At 36.1% G+C, this 20737-nt stretch carries 19 protein-coding genes; 8 read left to right on the top strand and 11 right to left on the bottom strand.

The genetic code is table 11. The features are described 5' to 3' along the window. Positions 1–48: 48 nt before the first annotated feature. The 4 genes from CGC49_RS08660 to CGC49_RS08645 all read right to left on the bottom strand — a co-directional run bounded on the left by CGC49_RS08660 (position 49) and on the right by CGC49_RS08645 (position 5377). Complete coding sequence (locus CGC49_RS08660; protein WP_232745172.1) at positions 49–1713, bottom strand: hypothetical protein; 1665 nt, start codon at positions 1711–1713, stop codon at positions 49–51. Positions 1714–1819: 106 nt separating this feature from the next. Next, positions 1820–2800 carry a cation diffusion facilitator family transporter gene (locus CGC49_RS08655; RefSeq protein ID WP_095912396.1) on the bottom strand — a complete coding sequence of 327 codons (981 nt, stop codon included), beginning with the start codon at positions 2798–2800 and terminating at the stop codon, positions 1820–1822. A 27-nt stretch (positions 2801–2827) separates the two neighbouring features. Then, entirely contained in the window at positions 2828–4240 is a 1413-nt protein-coding gene (locus CGC49_RS08650) for an alkaline phosphatase (protein WP_095912395.1), read from the bottom strand. Between the two features lie 186 nt (positions 4241–4426). Further along, positions 4427–5377 (bottom strand): Na/Pi cotransporter family protein, encoded by a 951-nt coding sequence (locus CGC49_RS08645; RefSeq protein ID WP_095912394.1) that lies wholly within the window; start codon positions 5375–5377, stop codon positions 4427–4429. A 265-nt stretch (positions 5378–5642) separates the two neighbouring features. Here CGC49_RS08645 and CGC49_RS08640 point away from each other — a divergent pair, with 265 nt between their 5' ends. From CGC49_RS08640 to CGC49_RS08605, 8 genes are all read left to right on the top strand, one after another. Continuing rightward, positions 5643–6557, top strand: coding sequence for a dimethylarginine dimethylaminohydrolase family protein (locus tag CGC49_RS08640; RefSeq protein WP_095912393.1), 915 nt, complete (start codon positions 5643–5645; stop codon positions 6555–6557). Between the two features lie 390 nt (positions 6558–6947). After that, positions 6948–7880 carry a citrulline utilization hydrolase CtlX gene (gene ctlX, locus CGC49_RS08635; RefSeq protein ID WP_042008490.1) on the top strand — a complete coding sequence of 311 codons (933 nt, stop codon included), beginning with the start codon at positions 6948–6950 and terminating at the stop codon, positions 7878–7880. A gap of 16 nt (positions 7881–7896) precedes the next feature. Beyond that, complete coding sequence (locus tag CGC49_RS08630) at positions 7897–10428, top strand: O-antigen ligase family protein (protein WP_095912392.1); 2532 nt, start codon at positions 7897–7899, stop codon at positions 10426–10428. A 3-nt stretch (positions 10429–10431) separates the two neighbouring features. Next, positions 10432–10995, top strand: a complete 564-nt coding sequence (gene pyrR / locus CGC49_RS08625; RefSeq protein ID WP_042008486.1) for a bifunctional pyr operon transcriptional regulator/uracil phosphoribosyltransferase PyrR — start codon at positions 10432–10434, stop codon at positions 10993–10995. Between the two features lie 8 nt (positions 10996–11003). Beyond that, on the top strand, positions 11004–11933 hold the full coding sequence (locus CGC49_RS08620; protein WP_042008484.1) for an aspartate carbamoyltransferase catalytic subunit: 930 nt from the start codon (positions 11004–11006) through the stop codon (positions 11931–11933). A 3-nt stretch (positions 11934–11936) separates the two neighbouring features. After that, positions 11937–12251: a hypothetical protein gene (locus CGC49_RS08615; RefSeq protein WP_042008483.1), complete on the top strand. Its 315-nt coding sequence runs from the start codon at positions 11937–11939 to the stop codon at positions 12249–12251. Continuing rightward, positions 12251–13156, top strand: a complete 906-nt coding sequence (locus CGC49_RS08610; RefSeq protein WP_095912391.1) for a ribonuclease Z — start codon at positions 12251–12253, stop codon at positions 13154–13156. Before CGC49_RS08615 ends, CGC49_RS08610 begins: the two co-directional genes overlap by 1 nt. A 122-nt stretch (positions 13157–13278) precedes the next feature. Further along, positions 13279–14400: a serine hydrolase gene (locus tag CGC49_RS08605; RefSeq protein ID WP_095912738.1), complete on the top strand. Its 1122-nt coding sequence runs from the start codon at positions 13279–13281 to the stop codon at positions 14398–14400. An 18-nt stretch (positions 14401–14418) separates the two neighbouring features. Here CGC49_RS08605 and pyrF read toward each other — a convergent pair whose 3' ends face one another. The 7 genes from pyrF to prfA all read right to left on the bottom strand — a co-directional run bounded on the left by pyrF (position 14419) and on the right by prfA (position 20653). Beyond that, positions 14419–15231, bottom strand: coding sequence for an orotidine-5'-phosphate decarboxylase (gene pyrF, locus CGC49_RS08600; RefSeq protein WP_095912390.1), 813 nt, complete (start codon positions 15229–15231; stop codon positions 14419–14421). Positions 15232–15368: 137 nt separating this feature from the next. Continuing rightward, a complete protein-coding gene (locus tag CGC49_RS08595) occupies positions 15369–16025 on the bottom strand; it encodes a hypothetical protein (RefSeq protein ID WP_095912389.1) in 657 nt (218 codons plus the stop codon). 663 nt (positions 16026–16688) lie between these two features. Next, a complete protein-coding gene (locus tag CGC49_RS08590; protein WP_095912388.1) occupies positions 16689–17042 on the bottom strand; it encodes a VOC family protein in 354 nt (117 codons plus the stop codon). A 59-nt stretch (positions 17043–17101) separates the two neighbouring features. Then, complete coding sequence (locus CGC49_RS08585) at positions 17102–17272, bottom strand: DpnD/PcfM family protein (RefSeq protein ID WP_082021468.1); 171 nt, start codon at positions 17270–17272, stop codon at positions 17102–17104. Between the two features lie 8 nt (positions 17273–17280). Then, positions 17281–17991 carry a hypothetical protein gene (locus CGC49_RS08580; RefSeq protein WP_095912387.1) on the bottom strand — a complete coding sequence of 237 codons (711 nt, stop codon included), beginning with the start codon at positions 17989–17991 and terminating at the stop codon, positions 17281–17283. Between the two features lie 74 nt (positions 17992–18065). Then, positions 18066–19223, bottom strand: coding sequence for a Na+/H+ antiporter NhaA (gene nhaA / locus CGC49_RS08575; RefSeq protein WP_042008469.1), 1158 nt, complete (start codon positions 19221–19223; stop codon positions 18066–18068). Positions 19224–19579: 356 nt separating this feature from the next. Beyond that, on the bottom strand, positions 19580–20653 hold the full coding sequence (prfA, locus tag CGC49_RS08570) for a peptide chain release factor 1 (protein WP_095912386.1): 1074 nt from the start codon (positions 20651–20653) through the stop codon (positions 19580–19582). Positions 20654–20737 lie beyond the last annotated feature (84 nt).

Raw genomic sequence — 20737 nt, 5'->3', positions numbered from 1 at the left:
ACGTTTTTCAAATCTATGCTGCTTAAAAATAACCTATACTCGAAGTACTTATGATTCGAAAATCTGTTCTAAAATTTTCAAGGTAATAAGATAGGTGGGTTTCACTCCCATAGCTCCCAAACCTCCTGAAGCTAAAGTACTTCCTGTTTCCAACGGGTTGTCAGAAGCATAGTACGCATAACGCACTTTTACATCCTCACGAATACTTTTCCTAATTTTTGAAGCTGATTGAATTGCCTTTTGATAGTGAACCCCCTCCATTTCAAGTCCGATAACGTTCCAAGTGGAACGTAAAAAATAATTTAACACGTCCTTATTTTGCAGAGATGTTCCTAAAACGGTAATCATAGACCCTTCGAACACACGAAGCCCATTCCCCTCAAAATCAGCCTTTTTCAATTCATTTTTAAACGGATAATTATCCGCTGTTCCTTCAAAAATATGTGCCGTTGGAATCATCAAATCGCCTTTTTCTCCTTCCAAAATTCCTGCTTTCCCCATGATGGAAATAGAAGCTACATTCATGAAATGAACTTCTGTTTCGGTTTTGTAGGGCTTCAAAAGTTCGTCGATGGTTTCATAAGCCTGTTCTCCAAAAGCGTAATCCATTACAAAAATCACTGGCTTTTCAGCTTCTACCACCGAATAAGAGGTATTTGAAAAATCAATCTTCGCTGTGTCGAATATCTGAACATCAATATTTGTTCCCGAGGAATCATCCAATGAAATCATTCCGTTTTTGTGAGCGTAATCATTCACTTTCTGGCGTAACTCTTCATTTTCTTTTTGGCTTAATAACTCAAAAATTTCCATCGGTTTTTTGCCTTTCATCTCGTTTTTTAAGGCTTTTTCTGCAAAAAGACTATTCATAACGCTATGTTTATTGGCACTGATAATGTGCAACGGACGATTTAACAAGCCTTGTGTATGAAGTATTTTCTTGATGGCATCTGCCCAAATTTCACTGTACAGATGATGTCCCAAGCGTTCGCGAAGCACCGAACTAAAAGTAATCACTCGCTTGTCATCGTGCAAAATTTCATCTATTGCCAATTTCCCTAACCAATATATGATGTGTATAAAACGCTCGGGATGTGTTTCTGTTGAAAAATAGGTGTACGTTTCCAGTACTTCCTCAAAGGTACGACCTAAGATATTTCCGATATGGATCAATGTGATTTCTCGTTCGGCCTGTGAAAGTTTTTGTTTGTTCACCGATTGTGCCAATTTTTCCCAATCGCGTGTCAGTTTCCCATCATCCAACAACACATTTCGAGCAATTTTATGAGACTCCACAAATAAAAACGTCAAATGGGTTAAGGCATCATAAATATCCGACCGTCCACGGGTAATTTCAATATTCATCTGTTGGTCGTCAATGCGATAACAATTACGTCTTCGCTTCGGAGGAATAATTGACTGAAAATGAGACTTTCGATAACCTTCATCTGCAATAAGATTTATATACTTGCACTGTTCAATACCTTCAGGAAGCCGGTCTAAAACGTACGAAAGCCCTGCTAATTCAGATTTGTTTTCGGCAATAGAACCATAGATTTCAGGACGTAGTAACAGAAGTGCTTCACGCAATGCTTCCCCTGAAATTCCCATAGGCTTATAGAACCCACGAGAGAATAAATGCCTCATTGTAACGTACATACGCTCAATAGCTCGTTTTGACTCCTGAGCTCTGGTTCGTTCTTTTACTTTCATAATATAATATATTTCGTTTTCTTAAATATGTTTACTTTCTCCAATCCTCTCTGGCACCAAAATAGTGGACATAAAAAGCAAATGATTGAAAAATAAAAATTTAACTTCACAATCCCCGAAACCTATGCTTTTGCACCTGACGAATGGTTTCGCTGTTCCACTGAATGCTCCCCACAAAAGGCTTCTTTCGTAAAGGACAATCCAAATCGCATATTTCACAGGAAAAAGATTTACAATCATCCATATGGAAATTAAAATCAATGGTTCGTTCAGTATTTTTTAGTAATACCTGAATCACTTTTTCCATTTCCTGATGAGCCTCTCGAAGTGAATAGTAGTAGGGTAAGGTAATGTGTGCATCAATATGCAAGTGAGAGCCAAATTGTTGTACTTTCATATTGTGGATATCAATCCATTCGGAATGGCGATTTTCCTGAAGAACCTTTACAATTTCGGTAATGAGGTACTCATCTTGCTCGTCCATAATACCACTGAGTGCCTTTCTGATGATTCTGTATCCAACGATGATGATATATCCTCCAAAGACAAGAGCTACAATGGCATCCAACCATAGCAAATGAGTGAAATAAACTAATACTAAACTGGCTACCACTCCAAGAGTCGAAATAGTATCACTTTTCAAGTGTTGCCCAGAACTCATCAGTACCATCGAATTTTCTCGCTTTCCTTTTTGGTAGGAAATATGTCCCAGCACATAGTTAGCAACAGCCGTTGTCCCTACTATGAAAATTCCCCAATCCAGCTGATGCAAAGCTACTCCCATTATGAGAGAATGTACTGATTGTGCAATGATTAAAATCCCAGCAATTACAATGAGCGTCCCCTCAATTCCCGAAGTGATAAATTCGACCTTTCCATGTCCGTAGGGATGGTCATCATCACGAGGCTTTGCTCCCAAATAAAGTGAATATAATCCCATAAAGGCTGAGATTATATTCACTATACTTTCCATTGCGTCTGAAAAAACGGCATCTGAATTGGTTAATTGCCAAGCAATCAACTTGCCAATAAACAAAACAACGCCAACGATGGCAATCCCTTTTTGGAAGGATAAACTATTAGACATTAGATGGTCGCGATAACTTTTCTTTTGTTAAAATTTATCTTCAACTTCAGCCACATCCAATAAAAACTTGTGCATATCGGTATTTCGCATAAAAGGCTTTAGTTTTTCACTTCCAGGCCCAAACATTGCCAACTCCACAAAATCAGAGGAATGATCCATACTAATCCACCCAACAGAAGTATGTGCTTTTTGGATTTCAGAAAATAATTTATACGGCAAGTGGTTGTAGTTGTAAATACCATCCTCTTGCCCTGCTTGAGCGTAATAAGTTAACAACTCTCTGGCCTGGTCATCAGTAATAGACATCTTCCCACAGTTATTGTACACGCTTTCTTTGACTTTAGCTATGCCGTCAGTAGGCTTTATGTTCTGCAATATCCAATCATTTGAATGTTTAAAGTCTTGAATTCGGTCAAAATTACCATTACATTGTTTCCCGTAAATCAATCCTGGATTTGCATTTCCATGATCGGATGTTAGCACTACTAACGTATTTCCGTCTTTTTTAGCAAAATCAATGGCAACTTTTACGGCATCGTCAAATGCCACTTGGTCGTAAATCAGTCCTCCAAGGTCATTTCCATGAGCTGCCCAATCTACTTTTCCTGCTTCAACTTGAATTACAAACCCTTGAGGATGACTCTTCATAACGTCAATAGCTTTGGCTGTCATCTCAGCGAGTGTTGGAATTTCAGCTTTAAGTACTTCATCCTGCATGTGGTCGACAGTGTATGGCAAAGCTACATCGGCAAAAACTCCAAAAAGAGGTTTTTTAAGTGATGCTTTTTGCATATCTGCTCGATTTCGAACCACCGTGTATCCTTTTTGTTGCAGTATTGCATACACATCCTTCCCATCTTCACGTAAAGAAGGATTGAATACTTTGTTTCCTCCTCCCATCATGACATCAAATCCTAATTCCGTATACTTCAACGCAATACCTTCCATATCATTACGTCTTTCCGACCAAACAGAAAATCCTGCAGGTGTAGCATGAGTTATTGGTACGGTGGTTACACAGCCTACCTTTTTTCCAGCTTTTTTAAACTTTTGTAGAATAGGTAAGTTTTCCTTTCCATCAGGACTTATATTCAGGCTTCCATTATTCACACGAACTCCCCCACCCCACGAGGAACTTGCTGCAGCTGAATCAGTTACAATAGAACTTGCTGAAGCCATATCCATTAAACCTCGTTGTACTAAATTGGTCTCATAAAGCCCCATCCAATTGGACGGACGATCAAACTTTCGTCTGATGTATATGTCTGCCATAACAAGTGTTCCTACACTCATACCATCACTTACCATGAAGATGATATTTTTAGCTTTCTTTCCTCTATTTTCCTCTAAAATGGTATTCGCACGTAGGTCAAAAGAGGAAGTTAACATTCCCCCCAATGTGGCTAATGCCCCTTGTTTAAAAAACGACCTTCTTTTCATACTTCTTATCTTTAACATTAATCTATATAATCTCTTTATAACCAGAATTTAGTTTGGTCTCATATTCCCAAAAAGACACCTAACTATTGAAAAATATGCATTGAAAATGTTGCGAAAGTTACGTATTTTATCAGTAAAAACAAACATAATAAACAAAAAGTTTTTTTACATATCTATTCTATTTACTCATTTATCCTGTTTTTCAGTTTTTTGATACCAACGATGTCGTTTCAACATTCGAATAGTTGGAGTTAGAAAAAATAAAAAAAACAATGATGTCAAACTATTACTAATAGTAAATGCTATAGCAACTTGCAACGATGGGTTTTGACTGAAAGAAGTGGCTATGCTTTCTAAAAGACCAAAAAATGGAAAAATAATCAACACCCCGACAATATTGAATACCGAAGCAGAAAGTGCTACCAAACGAGAGATTGGCGACATCCGAAGGCTGATAAGCAGTGCCGTTGAGGTTGTTCCAATATTTGCTCCAATAACTATGGGGATAGCAGAATCAATGGTAATAGTTCCCTGTGAAAGCAACACAATCACTAACCCCACTACTACTGAACTTGATTGAATGATAACAGTAATAAGAATTCCGTATAAAATTCCTAATAGCGGATTCGAGGCTTTGGAAAGTACCTGAATGAGCATTGGGTCTTTTTTTATAGGTTCCATAGCCTCACCAATGTAAGCCAAAGAGAAAAAGATGAAGCCAAAGTAAAATATTGATTTCCCAACAACGGACACTTTAGCAGGAATCATACTAATTAACGTTCCCAAAACGATAAACAGAGGGCCTAAAAACGTAGATTCCAAAGAAACAATCCAAGCTGTAGAAGTTGTCCCCACGTTTGTTCCAAGTAACACTAAAATACTATCTGTAAAGGTAATTGCTCCAGCATTTACTAGTGAAACAGTTATGGACGAAACCAATGTACTTGATTGAATAACAGCTGTGAACACACCTCCAAGCAAAAAACCTCCTAACGGAAGCGATGTAATTCGGCGAATCCAACGAGAAAGACGCTCTGTTCCCAAATTCTCGATTTCTTTACTAAAACTATGCAATCCGTAAACAAATAAAGTAATAGAAGCTATGATGACAATAATCGTTTGAAAATTCTCCAACATTTTTGTACAAAATTAACTTAGCAAAACTACTAAGATTTTCCAATTCAACGAACATTTTTATCATAATTAACAGTACTTTCTTCGAGTTGTTTAACATGTGCATGTATACTGTTTAAAAAAGTTTTTTAATTATGAAAAAATTCCTATTTTTGCGGTACGGTATGCTTTATCTCTTATTTTTCACCTGCATACAACTGATTTTAACCATACTAAAATATACATTTGAAGTAAACAAACTCCTTTCGAGGCACTAAATAACGAACCTATGCTACAACTAAACATAAAAAACGAAACCAGTCGACTAAAAGCCGTAATTTTAGGAACAGCCCAAAGCAACGGCCCTACACCTACGTTAGAGGAGGCATACGACCCTAAATCAGCAGAACATATCAAAGCTGGAACCTATCCGATTGAAAAAGATATGGTAAGCGAAATGGAAGCGTTTAACGCTGTCCTTAAAAAGCACGGTGTTACTGTATACAGACCTGAGTTAATCAAGGACTATAACCAAATTTTTTCACGAGACATCGGTTTTGTTATTGAGGACATTTTCATCAAAGCGAATATTTTACCTGACCGCGAACGTGAACTTGATGCCATTCAATACGTGATTGACCAAATTGATCCTACCAAAGTGGTTCGTCCCCCAGAAGAGGTACATATTGAAGGTGGTGACGTAATGCCATGGAATGACCATATTTTCATTGGAACATACAAAGGAGGGGATTATAAAAACTACATTACCGCTCGTACAAATACACAAGGGGTAGAATTCATCAGAAACCTTTTCCCTAACAAAATTGTAAAGGAATTTGACCTCGTAAAGTCAAAAATTGAACCAAGAGACAATGCTCTGCATTTGGACTGTTGTTTTCAGCCTGTGGGCAAAAATAAAGGGATTATTTACAAAAGTGGTTTCCGCGAAGAAGCAGATTACATGTATTTGGTGGAGCTTTTTGGCAAGGAAAATCTATTCCATATTACGCGAGAGGAAATGTACCACATGTTTAGTAATATATTTTCGATTGCACCCGATGTGGTGGTTTCAGAACAAAAATTTACACGTTTAAACAACTGGCTGAAAGACCATGGATTCACCGTTGAAGAAATTCCGTATTATGAAATTTCCAAACAGGAAGGTCTGTTGCGTTGCTCAACCTTGCCCCTTATTCGTGAATAAACCCAGGTTTTAAAAGATACCTTTGGGGACACTTACTAAACATCTTTCTGTTTTACGTGAATCATAATCCTCATTACAAACCAATGTTGAATGAAAAGGATAAGCGAATCTCTTTCGAGAAGATATCAGTAAACTCTCTTTCTGCCAATTATATTAAAAAAGGAAGTGAATTAAAAATCGTACTCTACGACATTTTTTACAATATTCTAAAAAACAATAAGTTACAACAGATGCAATAGGTGTTTTTTAAGTGAGTGACAACCATAACAAATATATTACCTACGGATTTGGCTTTACGAATGTGGCTTAAAGGAGATGACCCATCGGTTAAGTAGCTAATAAGTAACTAATTTTTTTTAACCATAATATTTTAGTATACAAAAAAATACAATGAAGAAGCAAATAACCAACACAATACTAATGATTCGTCCAGTTCGTTTTCGCATGAATGAAGAGACGGCTATCAACAACTATTTTCAAGAAGAAATAGAACTAAAAAACGAAGAAATTAACAACAAGGCACAACAAGAATTTGATGCTTTTGTACAAAAATTAGAAAACATAGGAGTAAATGTTATCGTAGTAGACGACATTTACGAACAAAACACCCCTGATTCCGTTTTTCCAAATAATTGGATAAGCTTTCACCAGAATGGGAACATTGCTCTATATCCAATGTTTGCGGAAAACCGTCGTCGTGAACGTCGTGATGATGTATTGGATTTGCTTGAAGAAAAAGGATTTTCAATTGAGAATGTGTACGACTATACCGATGCGGAAAAAGAAGAATTGTTTTTAGAAGGCACAGGCTCAATGATTTTAGATAGAGCGAATGAGGTAGCTTATTGTGCATTATCGCCCCGTGCTGATGAAGAACTATTCATCGAATTTTGTGAAGACTTTGAATACACTCCTGTGATTTTCAAAGCATACCAAACTGTAAATGGTAAACGAGAATTGATTTACCACACTAATGTGATGATGGCTTTAGGAGAAACTTTTGCTGTAGTTTGTTTGGATGCCGTTGACGACAAATCGGAAAGAAAAGCCTTAACGGAAAGTTTAAAACGTACGGGGAAAGAAATTATTAGCATTACAGAGGAACAAATGCATCGTTTCGCAGGAAATATGCTTCAAGTACAGGGTTCAGACCACACTTATCTGGTGATGAGCCAAGCTGCTTATGATTCATTAACTGAAAAACAAATAAAAAACATTGAAAAGCATTGTAAAATCTTGTATTCCAACTTGGAAACTATCGAAACCTGTGGCGGTGGAAGTGCAAGATGCATGATGGCAGAAGTTTTTTTACCAACGAACTAAAATACGAACGCAAACAATGAAAACAAAGAAACGCAACAAAACCGCGGCTATTTCAGGTTCATTTTCAAGTCATAAAAAAGGAAATGCTACTCTGAATCTCTTAACCAGCATCCTTTTGATAGCTTATGGATACGTAACTGTATTGACTCCCAATTGGATGGCTTTTGACTCGAATGCTCCCAAATTCTACACATTTGCCATATTGAACTTAGTGGTTGCTATTTTAGTTTTCTCAATTAAAGATTTCAGAGAGAAAAATAAAGTCCTTTTTGGTTTTTTCACCAATAAAATTGGAATTGCATACACCACCATCATCTTTTTTGCTTTGCTTTCATTTGCAAAAGTAATTAATGTTGAAGAGGCTGTTTTACATTTTTTCAAAGTCTTCACCGCATTTTCGGGAGCTTGGATGGTATCCGCTTTAGTGATTTATAATCCGAAAAGCATTACGGTTTTAGCCGTTTCAATGACCGCTTTATTGCTTTACGATTCGTTAGAAACATTTCGTGGGGTGTCAAAAATCATTAAGGGAACAGGCTCAGATATCGACATAAAGTCCTCCTATTCAAACAAGAACATTTTAGCTTCAGCAATGTTTATTAAAATTCCGTTTGCAATTTGGTTGTTCTTCTTCAAAAAGGATAAACTTCGCATTATTGGAGGTATCGGAACCCTTGTGGGAACTCTTGCTATATTTTTCATGAGTGCACGTGCTTTCTACTTAGCTACATTCATCATCATGTTTGTACTCATTGGATATGGTATATTAAATTATTTCATTCTAAAAAATAAAAAAACTGCTGTTAGCGTTGGTGGACATACGCTATTTGTGTTAATCGCTTTTGGAATATTTTCCTTTGTGCAAGGAGTGATGTATCCAAAAGCTATTAAGGAAAGTACAAGTTTCACCGCTCGTTTGGCTACAATTGCAGATCAAGAGAACACAAGTAATAACCTTCGGAAAACAGCTTGGACAACAACCCTTACAGAGATGATTCCAAATGACCCTCTGTTGGGAGTAGGAATCGGGAACTGGAAGGTTCGCTATTTGGAATACGAAAACTCGTACAGCCCTCATTACATATATATGTACAAGGCTCACAACGACTTTCTTGAATTAACCTCAGAAGCTGGTATCTTTGCTGGGTTAGCTTTCTTGTCAATATTTTTATTGATAGCGTATTATTTCTTACGTGCTACTTACAAAAATAAAAATCCAGAATTAGAAAAATGGTTATTTTTACCTTTATTCGGACTTTTCGCCTACTCCTTCGATGCATTTTTTAATTTTCCCCAAGACAGACCTGAAATTCAGTCTCTATTTGCAATTTATGTTGGATTAGCTGTTGGATTATTGGTCGTTCATTTGAGTAAAAACAATCAAATTGAAGAAAATGTAATAACTGAAGAAAACACTGATAAAAAATCCATTAAAGCAAATTCAGGAGCCTTTATTGGAATGATAGCTATCGTTACTATCGTGGTAAATTTAGCAAACGTAGTAGTACAAAAAATGTACTTCGATTCATCAAAAATTCAGCGGATGGTCAAAGAAGAGCAACAAGGAGTTCGAAAAACAAAATCTACATCGGATTTTTTAATTCAAAACTATCCTAAAATCCCAAATTTGACAGCCGTTGCTGAACCAGTAGATGTGGAAAAAGCTCGTTATCTCATTGACGAAAAGAAATTTGACGAGGCTCGTAAAGTTTTACAATCCATTGAATATAATCCTTGGGACGGACGTGCTGACTACTTTACAGCTGTATCCTACTTCATGGAAGAAAACAAAAAGTACGACAGTATTTACAAATATGCTATCTGGGCAAAAGTAGCAAAACCCAATTTCTTCGGAAATGTAAATCTGGCAACTTATGGTTTGAATGGTATGGGGCGAGAAAATGAATCTATTGAGCTATGGAAAGATTTTCTGGAATTGAGTCCACCAGACACAACTTCAACAAAAAAACCCGAAAAATGGAAAAAAATACTAAAAGAAAGGTTTCATGTTGATGTGGACAGAGACGGAAGAAACGCTAAGCGTCAAGAAGCAAGTGCATGGAATGCTCTGGCCTATCTATTAGAAAAGAATGGCATGGTAGAAGAAGCAAAAGCAGTTTTGGATACAGCGATAAAATATGTGCCAAACGACAAAACCGTGGTTGATAATCAGATGAAAATCACATCTCGACTCCAAATGGAACAGTATTTACCCATCTATGGAAAGGCTTTACAATTACAACAACAACGAGACTACGTGGAGGCAGTTAAGCTACTATCTCAATTCTTAGAAAAAGTTCCAGCTCATGTTGATGCTTTAGGACAAAGAGCCATCTGTTATTATAACCTACAGCAATATCAAAACGCTATCAAAGATATCGTTCGAATGGAAGAATTGGGAGCTACTCCAAGTCCTGCCATGGATAATTATTATGCATCTTGCTACTACATGATTGGGGATCGTGCCAAAGCCAAAACACTTTTTGAAAGAGCCGTTCAGAAAGGAAATGCGGACGCGGTGAATAACCTAAACAAACTAAAATTCTAACGTATGAACCAAAAAGATACACATAAGAAGGAAATAGTATCTTCCTCTGAAATGAACGTAATTCTTAATCGACTGGCATGTCAACTTATAGAGCGACATGGCGATTTTTCAAATACAGCCTTAATCGGTATTCAACCTCGAGGAACATTTTTAGCCAAACGTTTAGTAACATTACTCAGCGAAAAATACAACATCAAAAACGTCCCTTTAGGATTGTTGGACATCACTTTTTTTCGTGACGATTTCAGAAGAAATAACAAACCATTAGAGGCAAATTCTACAGATATTAATTTCATTGTTGAGGATAAAAAAGTAGTATTTGTAGACGATGTACTTTACACTGGACGTAGCATCCGTTCGGCTCTGACAGCCATACAATCATTTGGCCGTCCATCAGAAATTGAACTTTTAGTATTCATCGACCGACGTTTTAGCAGACATCTACCCATCCAACCCAACTACAAAGGGAGGCAAGTCGATGCCATCAATCAAGAGCGTGTGATAGTACACTGGAAGGAAAAAGACGGTGAAGATACCGTTTACATCATCAATAAAGACAAAATATAACATTCATCATGAGCGAATTAAGTGTAAATCACCTATTAGGAATAAAATACATCACCGAAAAGGATATCCAACTTATTTTTGAAACCGCTGACCATTTTAAAGAGGTTATTAACCGACCTATAAAAAAAGTACCATCATTACGGGATATTACTATTGCCAATTTATTTTTTGAAAACAGCACTCGAACTAAATTATCGTTTGAGTTAGCAGAAAAACGATTATCGGCGGATGTAATTAACTTTTCAGCATCACAATCGTCTGTAGCTAAAGGAGAAACTCTGATTGACACGGTGAATAACATTTTGGCAATGAAGGTAGACATGGTCGTGATGCGACATCCGAACCCAGGTGCATGCGTTTTTCTATCCAAACATGTAAATGCTTCCATCGTTAACGCGGGTGATGGAGCTCACGAACATCCTACACAAGCCTTGTTGGACTCCTATTCCATTCGCGAAAAGTTAGGTGACCTCGCAGGTAAAAAAGTAGTAATTGTGGGCGATATTCTACATTCACGTGTGGCTCTTTCCAACATATTTGCATTGCAATTGCAGGGAGCTCAAGTAAAAGTATGTGGCCCTAAGACATTAATTCCTAAATACATTCACACACTTGGTGTAGAAGTAGAACACAACCTAATCAAAGCTTTAGAATGGTGTGACGTTGCCAATATGCTACGTATTCAAAATGAGCGTTTGGATATCAGCTATTTCCCCACCACCCGTGAGTATGCACAACAATACGGTGTAACCAAATCTATTTTAGACAATCTACCAAAAGAAATCGTAATTATGCACCCCGGCCCTATCAATCGAGGGGTAGAAATCACCAGTGAAGTAGCTGACTCTAAACAATCCATAATCTTAGATCAAGTCGAAAATGGAGTTGCTATCCGCATGGCTGTGATTTATTTATTAGCCTCAAAAATAAATAGATAAAAGATGAGTACAAAAATCATAACAATAAAAAAATCAGAATTATCAGACTTTGTCAATACATTTAAAGATAAAGAAGAGTTGAAATCTACGCATATTATCTTAGATTTATCAGAGATTAAGGATTTAGAAACCAAGGACTTAATTCCGTTTGTAGAAATTTCGAAATATCACACTAAGAAAAACAAAAAAAGCTTAGTCATTGTTAGTGAAGAGATTACATACGGAAATATCCCTAATGAAATCAATTTGACTCCTACCATTCAGGAAGCAAAAGATGTAATTGAAATTGAGGACATTCAACGTGATTTAGGATTTTAATGGAACTGACGATTTTAGGTTGCCATAGTGCCACTCCACGCCCGAACGCACGTCCTTCATCGCAGGTTTTGGAACTGCGAGGGCATCTATTTCTCATTGATTGTGGTGAAGGTTCACAAATGGCTCTACGAAATGCAAATGTTAATTTTTCAAGAATTAAGCACATATTTATCTCGCACCTACATGGCGACCATTTCTATGGGCTACCAGGTTTAATTTCCACTTTCCAACTTTTAGGAAGAGAAACAGAATTGCATATTTACGGCCCAAAAGGTATCAAAGAGGCTATATTATTGCTACTCAAACTGGGAAATGCATGGACTGCTTTCCCTCTGATTTTTCACGAATTAACTTCCGAAGAGTCCGAAATATTATTAGACGACGAAAAGGTAAGTGTCCAAACTATTCCACTAAAACATCGAGTTTATACCAATGGTTTCATTTTCCGAGAGAAAATAGGTGATCGCCAACTAAATTTAGATGCAATCTACAACTATGGCATTGAAACATGTGATTATCAAAACATTAAAAACGGAAAAAACATTACCTTGCCCCATGGCGAAGTAATAGCAAACGAACTGCTGAGCTTCGACCCGATTGAACCTCAGAGCTATGCCTATTGTAGTGACACAATTTATTTTGAAGAATTAGCATCTCAAATTAAAGGTGTTAGAACAATCTATCACGAATCCACATTTTTACAACAACATACGGAACTAGCAGAAAAAACAATGCATTCAACAGCCCTTCAAGCGGCATTGACTGCTAAAAATGCAGGAGCTGAGGTTCTTATTATAGGACATTATTCATCAAGATATTCCGACAAAAATCTTTTTCTAAAAGAAGCCCAAACGGTTTTTAAAAATACTCTACTATCCGAAGACGGAAAACGAATAAAGTTTTGAAACAACCATTATTTGTTTACAATAAAACAAATACGTCATTTAAAACTCTTCCATTCGAAAGAGAAAAACTATAAGTCGGAAAAATATTTATTACGGATAAAAAAATAATGATACAAACACAAATGAAATTGATATTTTTCATATATTTTCTATCAATCCCTTGGGTTTTCCCTCAGAATGACTCAATAAAACGTGAAAAAATTGCGAAAGTACGTTCATTTGCCGATGGAAAAAAAGAAGCCGAAAAGATTATCCTTTCGTTAATTCACAAAGGTACCGTACCTGGTGTTGCAATTACCATCACTAAAAAAAATAAAACACTTTGGCAACAAGGATATGGCTTTGCTGATTTACAACATAAAACTCCCGTATCACCACAAAAAACACTATTCCGAATAGCCAGTGTTTCAAAACCTATATCAGCAACCACCTTAGCTAAATTACAGGAAAAAAAGAAGTTCGACTGGAACAAATCAATTTACACCTATCTTCCCAACTATCCCAAGAAAAAACATGACTTCACCATCAAGCAATTGGGTGGACATCTCGCAGGAATTCGTTCCTACAAAGGAAGGGAACCGTTTAGCAACAAACCGATGACCATTGAACAGGGAATCAACATGTTTAAAAATGAATCCTTATTATCTGTTCCCGGAACACAATACTTATACAGTAGTTTCAACTGGAATTTAATTTCCTTAGCGATGCAAAAATACCTGAAAAAGAGCTTTGAAAACATTGTTTCCGATGAACTTTTAAAACCTTTACAGATGAAAAACACCCTTCCTGACAAGGGAAATATCATCAAAAATCAAGCTATCCCTTACTCAAACAAAAATAAAGGTAAAGGTTTTGTACGTTCGCCCGATGTAAATAATTTCTATAAATTAGCTGGTGGAGGCTATCTGTCCACCTCAGAAGATGTTGCTAAATTTGGAAATGCCGTATTGTCTGACGGGTTCATCTCTCAAAAAATAAAAGAAGAAATGCTAATGCCTCAGCAAACCTCTGCCGGAAGTTCAACAGGTTGTGGCATTGGTTGGCAATCTACCAAGGATTGGGCTGGACGCACCTACTACGGACACTCTGGAAATGGCATCGGTGGTTATGCTTGGTTTTTTGTATATCCTGAAGAGCAGGTAGTTGTTGTAATGCTTTTTAACATGACCAATCCAAAAATAAGTCAACAACTTCGAGATGTCATTGACTTTATTTTGGCTGGAAGTAAGTTTATTTATATGTAAAAGTTAACTAAATTGTGCTTATCGTACCCATTTTTCCATTCGTTGTTGTAATTTTTGGGCTTCTTCACGGGCTTTTTCGGCAAAATCAGTGCCGTTGGAGGCATAAATGATTCCTCTTGAAGAGTTTATCAGCAAACCATTATCTGCATTGAGTCCATACTCACAAACCTCGTCCAAACTACCGCCTTGAGCCCCTACACCGGGAACCAACAAAAAGTGATTCGGCACAATCTTACGGATTTCTTTCAGATATTCGGCTTTGGTAGCTCCTACTACGTACATCAAATTCTGACTATTTTCCCACGTTAAAGAAGTCTGCAATACTTTTTTATAAAGCTCCTCATTATTTACCATTTGTGTCTGAAAATCAAAAGCTCCCGCATTGGAAGTCAATGCTAAAAGTATGGTAATTTTATCTTGAAAAGCTAAAAAAGGCTCTACCGAATCCTTTCCCATATATGGAGCTACCGTAACGCTATCGAACTGCAAATCATTGAAAAAAGCCTTAGCATACATTGCAGACGTATTACCAATATCACCACGTTTCGCATCGGCGATGGTAAATATATCAGGATAATTTTCATTGATATATGCAATAGTTTTTGCCAATGATTGCCAACCTTTCACCCCATAAGCCTCATAAAACGCCGTATTGGGTTTGTAAGCTACCGCGAAAGAGTGTGTCGCATCGATAATTGCTTTATTGAACTCAAAAATAGGGTCTTCGGTTTGTAACAAATGTGACGGAACTTTTGTCAAATCCACATCAAGTCCTACACATAAGAATGATTTCTTTTTCCGTATTTGATTTATTAGTTTTTGTAGTGTCATATACTGATACTTTTTATTTTTATGGTGTTATAATGCTGTAATTAAGATAATTTCTTCTTTAAAAACAGAAAAAAATTTGCCTTTTGAGCTTTAAGAAATACATGTTTTTAGGAGTTAACTTACTTTAATAGAAAATGTTATCGTATTGCTCGTCCAAACATTTGTAAAAACTGAGGCTCATCGGCAAGAGCGTATTTTGCATAACTATAAAGTTCACGTGTCCATTTATCGAGAGCTTCAAAGGCTTTATTTTTGTCTTTAGTAGCTTGTTCGCTTTCGTTTTTTTCTTGAGAATAAATGGCGTACAAATCTTTGGTTTGTGAGGTTTCCGATTGTTTTTCAGTGATTATCTGTTGCGTGATTTTTACCCTTTCTAATGGAGTGCGTAGGGTTTCTTGCTCAGCTAAATTCTTATAAAACAAAGTCATTTCTTCCAAAAGTGCCACGATAGACTTTGAAGGACTTCCCTTTAATGATAATCTTACCTTTGCTTCTTCATTATTTTTAAAAATGAGCTTTGCTTTGTTGCGATGTTCGCGATAGGATTTAGAAGTTTCATCCATTTTTTGTTTGAAATTCAGATATGCAACGCGTTCTTCTTCGGTTTCTTTCTTGTTAGAACCATACTGAGCTTGAGCCTTTTCGTAAAGTGCCTTTCCTTTAGCAATTTCCGATTGAGAATAGCCATAATCGTCTAATTTCTCGGCAATTTTGCTATTATTTTCCAATGTTTCAAAAAGAACTTTAGCATTTTGAAGCATTTCTTCATTTGTAAAATAGATTTTGGAAGCCATAATTTTATATTTTTTATAGTTAAACGATTGTATTTTTAATTTTTTATCAAGGATTTTTATTTTATCAAGTCACTTTTTTATTTTCCGTACTTACTTTTTAATTTTCTACTAAAATAAGTATTCATTCCGTACTTTCTTTTGTATTTTCCGCTGTAACTTTTGTATTTTCCGTACTGACTTATCTGTTTTTTACACTGATTTATCTTTTTTCCGCTATTGCTTTTATGTATTTTATAATGACTTTTAATTATTTATAATTTACTACTTAGATTTTGTTACTTTATCCCTTTAACTTTACACTTTATCCTTTTAACTTTTAACTTGTGACTTGGATTTTGTTACTTTATCCCTTTAACTTTACACTTTATCCTTACCTCTTGTGACTTATTAGTTACTTTTGCTGTCAAAGTTACATATTTAAGATTTATTTTCCTAATTTTTGAAAAAGATTTTTTATAGATTTTTAATTGACTATGAGAATTTTAATAAGATGTTAGGATTTTTATTTTTAGGATAAAAAGTATGAAATAAGAAAAATAAATAATTTTTGTGATAATAAATGAAGTTAGAGAAAAAAGTCTGTGTGCTAAAGCCTTATGGTTAATGAGTTCTAACTACTTTAATCCTAATACTGAAAAGGTTTACTATTTTTCTATATCATTGTTACTTTTTATCTTCAAAGAATTCAAACCAATTGCCGTCGGGGTCTTCAAAGGTAAGTAGTTTTCCGTAAGCTTCGTATCGGATAGTGCCAATAAAACGAACATTTTGGCTTTTTAGAGTTTCGTAAAGATTTTCCATATCGTCCACTTCAAACATAATCCTTGTTTTTTGCGGTTTGACCTTTCCTTTCTCGGCAGGACGTTTGAGAATGGCAAAAGAGGTGGCTCCCAAATCGAATTCCACCCAATCTTCCTGCTGAAATTTCAGTACAAAGCCCAATTCTTGAAAGAATGCTTTAGAAACTTCCAAATCGCTCACATATACCCAACAGGCGTAGATTTTTTTGATGGTCATAATGATTAAAATATACTAAAAATATTCATTCAAACAGATAAAAGAGGCATGAAAAAAAATCATTCTAAATATTCTATGATTTCATGAGTTACAAAATCATCGAAATCTAAAATGATTTCTTCATTTTTATACATCTCTTCTACTTTTTGAACTGCTTCTTGTTCGTTTTCTGCCTCAACCGGAACTATTCTTGATAGAATTTCCTTTACTTCTATTTTATAAATATTCATTTTTTTTATTATAAATCCCCTATTTTGTACAATTCAAAACTCTTCGTATGCAAAGCCGAAACAAAATCATAATCAATAAACTGTACTCTATTTTTTATTTGCTTAAATGCAGAATATGCTATTTTTTGTTCAAATTCTTTTTTTCTCTCACTTGCACTTAAAATATAAAATTTAGAATAAAAATCCTGTAAGTCATTAAATTTCAATAACGAATTTTGTATATCGGTAGAATGTTCAACTTCAAAAAAAGAATGTGGTAAATTTCTGTTATTGAACCATATCACATCTATTGTTTTAGCCCTATTAACGATATTTTGATAACTAAAATCAAATATTTTATCTAAGGTAGAAATGCTCCTCAATGGTCTGTCTAAAAATAATTTATTTTTATCTTGTGCGGGAATAAAAGTGTTGTATCCTTTTAAATTTCCTATTTCGAGCAATAATCCCTGAAAATAAGTATGTGAAAATTCTTGTTCTTTCTTTGTAGATAATTGTATTTCGAACTTATTTAAAATTTCGTTCTGAAACTCTTTTAAAGCCCAAAGTCCTGGTTTTATTTTAAAGAAAAATCGTTCATCTTGTACAATCCTTCGTATGGAAGCAAAAGGAGTTTTTGTAGCCCAATCAGATACATTAACTTTATGATTGAGAAAACCGAGCGTTGCAAACCCTCCGTTTTCTCTCATAACTTGTATAACCTGTTCATATTGTTTCATATATCAGATTTTCCCCTTCTCGGATATCAATTGGGCTTTGTATCTTACTTCATTTCAAAAGACACTTCCATATTTTATGCTTCTTCCTCCACCACAGTGTTCTTCAAGATCAATTTTAACGACACAAATCCGATGAGTCCTGCCATTAGAGACGACAGCAAAATAACTAACTTAGAGTTATTGATAACCATAATATCGTTATCGAAAGCTAAAAGAGTGATAAAAATTGACATAGTAAAACCAATCCCTGCCAAGAAACCTACTCCTAAAACGGATTTCCAATTAATATCCGAAGGCAGTTTGCAAAGCCCAAATGAAACAGCTAAGAAAGATAATAAGAAAATACCCAATGGTTTTCCAACAATCAAACCTAAAGCAATTCCCAAGCTATTGTTTTGTGTTAATATCTCGGAAATGTCTCCCTCAAAGAAAATAGCAGTATTTGCCAAAGCAAAAATCGGTAGAATTACGAAAGCTACGGGTTTATGCAAATAGTGTTGCAGTTTATAGGAAGTCGACTCCTCTCCTCCATCACCAAATGGAATTGCAAAAGCCAATAGCACCCCTGCTATGGTGGCATGTACGCCCGATACCAACATGAAATACCACATCGCAACTCCTCCTAACAAATAAGGAATGAGTGATTTAACTTTTAAACGATTTAAAACTAACAACACCGCGAATATCCCCAAAGCAATAAGAAGATTTGTCCAAAGCAACTCTTTAGTATAGAAGATTGCGATGATAATAATTGCTCCCAAATCGTCAATTACAGCTAAGGCAGTAAGAAACACTTTCAGCGAAACAGGAACGCGATTGCCTAATAATGAGAGTATTCCCAACGCAAAAGCGATGTCAGTTGCCATTGGGATTCCTGCTCCCGCTTGGGTTTCCGTTCCGAAATTAAGAGCTAAAAATATTCCCGCAGGAATTAACATACCTCCGATAGCTGCAAAAATAGGAAGTAATGCATCTTTCACATTTGAAAGTTCTCCTTTGTAAATTTCTCGTTCTAATTCCAAACCGATGAGTAAGAAGAAAATAGCCATCAGTCCATCGTTAATCCAATGTTCAATGCTCAACCCTGCAGTTTTGGTTTGAAAAAATTGAACATAACTTTCTCCAAACGAAGAGTTTGCTATCAGAAGAGATATAACAGTACAGGCTATTAAAATCAAACCTCCTGCTTTTTCACTTTCAAAAAATTCTTTAAATAATTTCGTTGCTTTCATTCTTTAATTTTTAATGATTTATTGTTTTTTGTTGTTAAAATTTTTGGTGGTCGTGTTATAAAAAGTATGATGGTAGTTCTGATTGTCAGGCTGAGCGTAGTCGAAGCCCTACTATTATAAGGCTTCGACTACGCTCAGCCTGACAAAAAAACTTCTTTTTTAAGGCATCATACTTTTTATAACACAGCCTTTTTGGTTATATTATAGAAGTACGCTGTCAGTTCGATTGTCAGGCTGAACCTAATCAAACCCTCATAATTACGGACACAATCACTATCATCATATTTTCTACCAACACAACTCAAAAAACTTCTTACCTAACGGATTAGATAAGAAGTTTTCCTCGCCATATCGAATTAAAACACATCGTTTTCTTTCAGTTTTTCGGTATTTTCGGCAAGTTGTAGCTCGTCGATAAGGCGTTGTACGTCTCCGTTGATTACGTTTTGCAAATCGTAGAGCGTCAGTCCGATACGATGGTCAGTTACACGCCCTTGCGGGTAGTTATAAGTACGAATTTTGGCACTTCTATCCCCGCTGGAAACCATACTTTTACGTCGTGCCGAATCTTCTTCCATTTTTTTAGCCAATTCCATCTCGTACAAACGCGAACGCAACACTTTCAAAGCCTTATCCAAGTTTTTATGCTGTGATTTTTCGTCTTGGCAACGTACTTCAATCCCTGTGGGAATGTGTTGCAACTGAATGGCGGAATACGTGGTGTTCACCGACTGCCCTCCAGGTCCTGTTGAGGTCGTTCTGATGATTTTAACGTCTGCCATATCCAATTCCACGTCAAATTCTTCTGCTTCGGGCAATACCATCACAGTCGCCGCCGAAGTATGCACTCGCCCTTGCGTTTCCGTTTGCGGAACACGTTGCACTCGATGTACCCCAGCCTCAAACTTGAGCGTTCCGTACACGTTATCGCCCGTAACTTCAAAGATGATTTCTTTATATCCGCCTGAAGTTCCTTCGTTGTAATCCATTACTGATGTATTCCAACCTTTTGACTGACAATATTTTGTGTACATTCGGTAGAGGTCTCCTGCAAAGATGGACGCTTCATCGCCTCCCGTTCCCGCACGGATTTCCATTACGGCATTTTTGGCATCTTCAGGGTCTTTCGGGATAAGCATAAAGCGGATTTCCTCCTCCAACTGCGGAAGTTTTTCTTTGGCTTCGTCCAATTGCATTTTTGCCATTTCCACCATTTCAGCATCGGTTTCATTGGCGATAATTTCCTCTGCCTCACTAATGTTTGAAGTTACAATGATGTATTCCTCTCGCTTATCGATAAGCTCTTTGAGGTCTTTATATTCTTTGTTAAGCTGAATATAGCGTTTTTGGTCGGAAATTACATCAGGCTGAATGATTAAATCCGAAACCTCGTCAAAACGCTGTTTTACAATGTTTAGTCTGTCAAGCATTTTTTTGGAATGAATATTTTTCGTTAAAAATTGGTTGCAAAAATAGTAAAAATGGTTTGAAATGCAATTCGTTTAAGAAAAGTA

The organism is Capnocytophaga sp. H4358 (assembly GCF_002302515.1).
GTDB lineage: Bacteria > Bacteroidota > Bacteroidia > Flavobacteriales > Flavobacteriaceae > Capnocytophaga > Capnocytophaga canis.
This window is presented reverse-complemented; position numbering and strand designations above follow the sequence as displayed.